Source organism: Vibrio sp. 10N.222.52.B12 (genome assembly GCF_002875385.1).
Taxonomy (GTDB): Bacteria; Pseudomonadota; Gammaproteobacteria; order Enterobacterales; family Vibrionaceae; genus Vibrio; species Vibrio jasicida.
Map to the genome: position 1 here is coordinate 1 of NZ_MDAW01000040.1, position 4981 is coordinate 4981.

The 4981-nt window shown below is 38.6% G+C and carries 3 protein-coding genes; 1 reads left to right on the forward strand and 2 read right to left on the reverse strand.

Annotated features, from left to right (window positions below; all coding sequences use genetic code 11):
- Positions 1-266: 266 nt before the first annotated feature.
- On the reverse strand, positions 267-2957 hold the full coding sequence (locus BCT11_RS02960; RefSeq protein ID WP_102387048.1) for a hypothetical protein: 2691 nt from the start codon (positions 2955-2957) through the stop codon (positions 267-269).
- Between the two features lie 294 nt (positions 2958-3251).
- On the reverse strand, positions 3252-3899 hold the full coding sequence (locus BCT11_RS02965; protein WP_102387049.1) for a recombinase family protein: 648 nt from the start codon (positions 3897-3899) through the stop codon (positions 3252-3254).
- Between the two features lie 177 nt (positions 3900-4076).
- Here BCT11_RS02965 and BCT11_RS02970 point away from each other — a divergent pair.
- On the forward strand, positions 4077-4981 hold a 905-nt coding region (locus BCT11_RS02970; RefSeq protein ID WP_133152131.1), incomplete at its 3' end, for a DUF4158 domain-containing protein.

Sequence of the window (4981 nt, forward strand, 5' to 3'; positions counted from 1 at the left end):
AACTTTGACTTTCCTTACCTTCGAGGCTCATCCATTAAGAACAGCTTTCTGGAAAAGTTGAATGTTTGAGCTTAATTTTAAAGGGCTGCTGCGTAAATTAGAGAGCACGAAATGGTCTGAATAAGAAAAGCTCCCAAACAAAGGCCAAAGGGAGTCTTTCTTCGTCTTTCAACCGTTCTGTGAGGGTAGCTATGCCAGCTTAATATGTCTTTTGATACAAAAAACCTCCGGCTATGCCGGAGGAGAATTTTAGAAAGCTTAAGTGGTTAATACTGAACAATCAGTCTCGGTGTCCAATAGCTGTGCTCTGAGGACCAAATCCACGGGGGCATTGAAGTATTTGGATGCGATGCATATAGAGCAAAAGACATCCTTGGAGTTTCATAGCGACCATTATTGTTTTTCACCCTGTCTATTGCTGCATTAAAGTGTTTTGTTACATCGGTGTAAGATGGGCTGCGTGAAATCTTACTTTTAAATAAAGTCGCGTATTTCGGTTGGAATGCCTTATATTTATTGTCTCTCATTGCTTGTGTTGATTTATTTGCACTGAAAAAGTATTTGCTCCGATAATCAAAAATGTCATAAGCGCGACCAAGTGAATCCATCTTCGAATTTAGTTTTAAAGTGACTTTTTTGGGTTTTCTAAAGCCATTTAAACCAATAGTTTCATTGAGATTGAATGAAAGAAAACCGAAAGTACGAGCATGAGCGCAAAAATGACAAACATCATGAGTCAAACTAAGATGATTACTTGTAGGACCTGATACTTGTTTTGGCTTGTATGTGTAGTAGGACATATCTTCATCGGGAACTATTGAATAAGAGCCATTAAATTTAGGTTTATTATAATCACCGGAAGCAGAGCAATACCCTTTAATTGATGACGAATTATTGCGCCCTAGCCTTATATCGATACCTAAAGCAGGATTTTGATTAGATATGGTAATTTGCTTGCTATTTATTAACCTATCTATATCTGAATTTGGATTAAACTCTCCACTAACCGACTCATTAAATATTGTAGGGTATTCTTTCATTGAAATATAATAAGGGACGAAATTTCCTTCTGAATCCCTTTTGTTTATCATCTTAATATTTTGGTTAAGAATATTATCATGAATTGTGTCTGTGTTGTTTTTGGCCGTTACAACTAAACTTACATTATCGACAACAGCAGTTCCTCCTTTAACTGTAATAGATGGCACTTTCTGACCGCTAAGGATTCGATTTAAATGCATCAAAGGAACTTCATCGGTGACAACCGTGTATAGTTTTGTTTTTCTTCCATTTGTTGTATTACTGACATAACTATACGTCTTGTCACTACCATCAATATCATGGAGGTTAGTGAATGATGGCGTCACATTGCTATCTACAAGGTATTTTATCTTAAGCCTACCAGTAATATTTATACCTTTACTCTCTTTGCCAGCCCAGCCACTAATGTTTAGTCCAGATTTAGTATTAGAAGCTAAGATAACATTACTCGGATTGAATTTTGTTACAACTTTGTATCCATTAGAATTACTTCTATCAGAGTAAGCCTTACTGATTCTTACTTTTGGGGTGGTCAATAATGTAAAGAGTCCCAGAGGTTCATCATATAAAGGGTATGAAATATTAGAAACCGCATTTTCATCAAAGTTTTTCCATGCAGTGCTCAAACTTCCAGGTAGCCTAAGCTTAACTTTAACGCCTGGATCTGATGATACAGACTCTCCTCTTAAATAGATTTCTGAAAAAGTAATCTGAGGAATAATTGGGCTAAAATTTGGAACAGCTGCAGCTTGAGTTCCCATAATAGAACCAGCTCCTCCAAGCACACCAGACATTGCTTTGAGTCCATTATTAACAGAGTTTCCTGATGGGGATAGTTCCATTAAGCCACCTAAGAAAGCAGATGCTGCTCCAAGTGCATCGCTGGCAACAGCATCGGATGTTGCTGAATCATTGATGTCATTAAATAATGAGTTTAGATCGTCTAGGCTGTTAACAGTATAGCTACCAGCTTGGTCTAAGTTATCATTAAGGTTACCTGATACATCCAATAAATACTTGGATGGATCAGCAATATTGTCACCCGTAATATTTTCTGACAAACCAACAGAATGTCCGTAAAGTTCAATCTTATCAACAGATTTAGGCTGGATGGCGATTGTCAAATCAATATCTCTACCTGGAGAACACGGATCTAATTCAAGGTTAAAGTCAGCGACTCCCCAAGCACCATCTCGAGAGTTATTTATCGCACCAAAACCCGTTTTACTGTTAGGGTAAAATTGAGCATCAGTTGCTTTTGTGCCATTAAATATTTTTGTTTTCCCTGATGTCGAGAGCGTAACGGACATGCCAGTCCCAATGCTATAATCAGGAAAGTAACCCATAACTCTCAATTTTGCAGTCATTCTATTATAGAGAATAATATAAGGATATTGATTGCTTGAGAAAGCATCGCCACCATCTGCTGACCAAGATGTTTTGGATTTTCTATAATGTGACATTTTATATCCAAGATTGAACTTTATTAATTCCCATCCTTCATTTGGGTTAATATCTGGAAATTTCTGAGCATATGATCTTGAATGATAGCTACCAGAGCAACTAGTAGGTGTAGGGAGTACATTTCCAGGTCCCATGATATCTTTTGTTAATAATTTTTCTCCTGGAATATTATAAAGTGTATCAGACTCACAAATATAAAATGGGCTTAAAGCCAATTCCTCGTCGCCGTGCAAGTTTGCCATCCCAATTTGTAAATGTTGGGTACGCCAGTCAAAAATATTTTTCCGCTTTGCTTGAATTTTAGTATCTGGGTTTGGATAGAAAGATTTATCGGGGTGTGTGATGGTTGCTGATTGCCTCCATCGTTTATCTACATCTGTAGGGATTGCCGCATTCACACTGAGTGGTAGTAATGCAACGGATATCGCTATATATATATTACTTTTATTCATATATGCTTCAGACTTTATTCTTACGCTTATTGGGTGCTTTAATGGTAAATGATACACTTGACTTATGAAATAGCACACGCTCCCTCATCAGCTAGAGCTTTGCTAATTACTAATGTAGGATGTTCTTATTTATGTTTTTGTGCCATTTCAGCAAAAAGTCCAAAGCCTATCTGTAGAGCTTAATTTAATGGCTGTTGCGTAAATTAGAGTGCAAAAAATGCTCTGAATAAGAAAGACTACCAAAGGGAACCTTTCTTTGTTTTCTGCCAGGTTTGGGCGGATAGCGATGCCCGTTTAATATGTCTTACCATCAATTAAACGTTCACTCTCGAACTTCTTCGCTACTCGAATAACCGTTCGGTCTGAGACATTGGTCAGTTTTGCGGTATCTCGAATGCTCAGCTTGTTAACGACTCGCAACTGATAGATTTTTTCGTGGAGCTCGAGGTTTGGTTGTCTGCCACGATATTTCCCTTCCTCTTTGGCCTTTTTTATCCCCTCAGCCTGACGGCGACGCCGATCTTGGTAATCTTTGCGAGCGATGGCTGCCAACATGTCCATCATCATGCTGTTTATCGCTTTGATCATAGAGCTGGTAAATTCATCGGTGACTTGAGGAGATAGAGCGATATGACTGGTCGGTAAATCTAGGCTGATCACTTTTAATGCTTTCTTGCTCAGCATTTCTTTCAATGTAAACCAACTTTTTTCATCAAGACGTGAAAGGCGGTCAATCTGCTCAATGAGGATCGCATCACCAACAGCAGCATCATCAAGTAATCGTAGAAGTTCAGGTCTTTGCAAAGACGCGCCTGATTCATTCTCAATATACCAACCCGCTACACGGTAGCCTTTATCTTGAACAAAGCTTTGTAAGGTGCTCTGAGCACGTTTTGCATTTTGATCAGATGTTGATGCTCTTAGGTAGCCAAATATGTACATAATTCACTCGATATGACATTTACATGATGATCTTAATGATCATGTCATTTAGGTTATGACATAGCAGGGTTTGATGTCAAATTTAACCCATGTCTTTTAGGTAGACTCAAATTTCATGCAGGCACAGTTATCCCTATGTCGAGTCGTTCAATATTTATTAACAAAAAATAAAAAGCAATGAGAAAAGTTAAACCAAGTCGAATCCAAATATTAACGGAACAAGAAGTCCATGAACTTTACTCCCGTCCCGCATTTAATCAGAATGAGCGTGAAGAGTTTTTCTCGATAGACCCGAGTATCGAGAAAGCGCTATCAAACATGGGAAAGATTGAAACTAAAATTTATTTGATCCTCCTAATTGGCTATTTTCGAGCCAAGCCTGTTGTGCCGCAATTTAGATTGCGAGACGTGAAACAAGATGTTGATTACATTTACGCCACTCACTTCCCCAACAGAAAACCGAAATATCCCCTCATTGCTAAAAGCACACGAGCGACACTGATCTTGAAGATGCACGAACTACTCGGCTTCAAACGATTAACCAAATCAGCCGAGAAGGCGTTATTAGAAAGATTGCAAGATGTGGCTACGATATGTACCTATCCTAAATACATTTTTGATGAGAGCTTGGCTTTCTTCGGTCAACAGCGCATTGGCTTGGTTGGATATTCGACATTACAGAACATGATCACCACTGTCTTAGCAAATGAGCGACAGCGAACAGAGTCAATTCTTTCAAATCAAATGTCAGATACAACTCGAGCCCAACTTAAGAAAATACTACACACCAAGGGGCGGCTAAACCAGCTATCAATACAAAAAGGCTCAGCTAAAGACTTTACTCCAGCAGAGCTTAATCGTGAAATAGAGGCACACAATACCATAAAGAGTGTTTATCAGGATGTGAAACGCCTCATCAGCGAGCTAAGGTTGTCACAAGGGAACTTGAACTATTACGCTTCTATTATCCGGCATCAATCTATTTACAAAATTCGTCGATTTCCTGAATGGCAGGGCCTGTTGTATATGGTGTGCTATTTATTCTTTCGCTACCAAGAAACGGGTCATGACTCAAATAGGTT

Coding starts and splice junctions, on each gene's coding strand:
- BCT11_RS02960 (WP_102387048.1), bottom strand. CDS start 2,957: ATGAATAAAAGTAATATATATATAGCGATATCCGTTGCATTACTACCA.
- BCT11_RS02965 (WP_102387049.1), bottom strand. CDS start 3,899: ATGTACATATTTGGCTACCTAAGAGCATCAACATCTGATCAAAATGCA.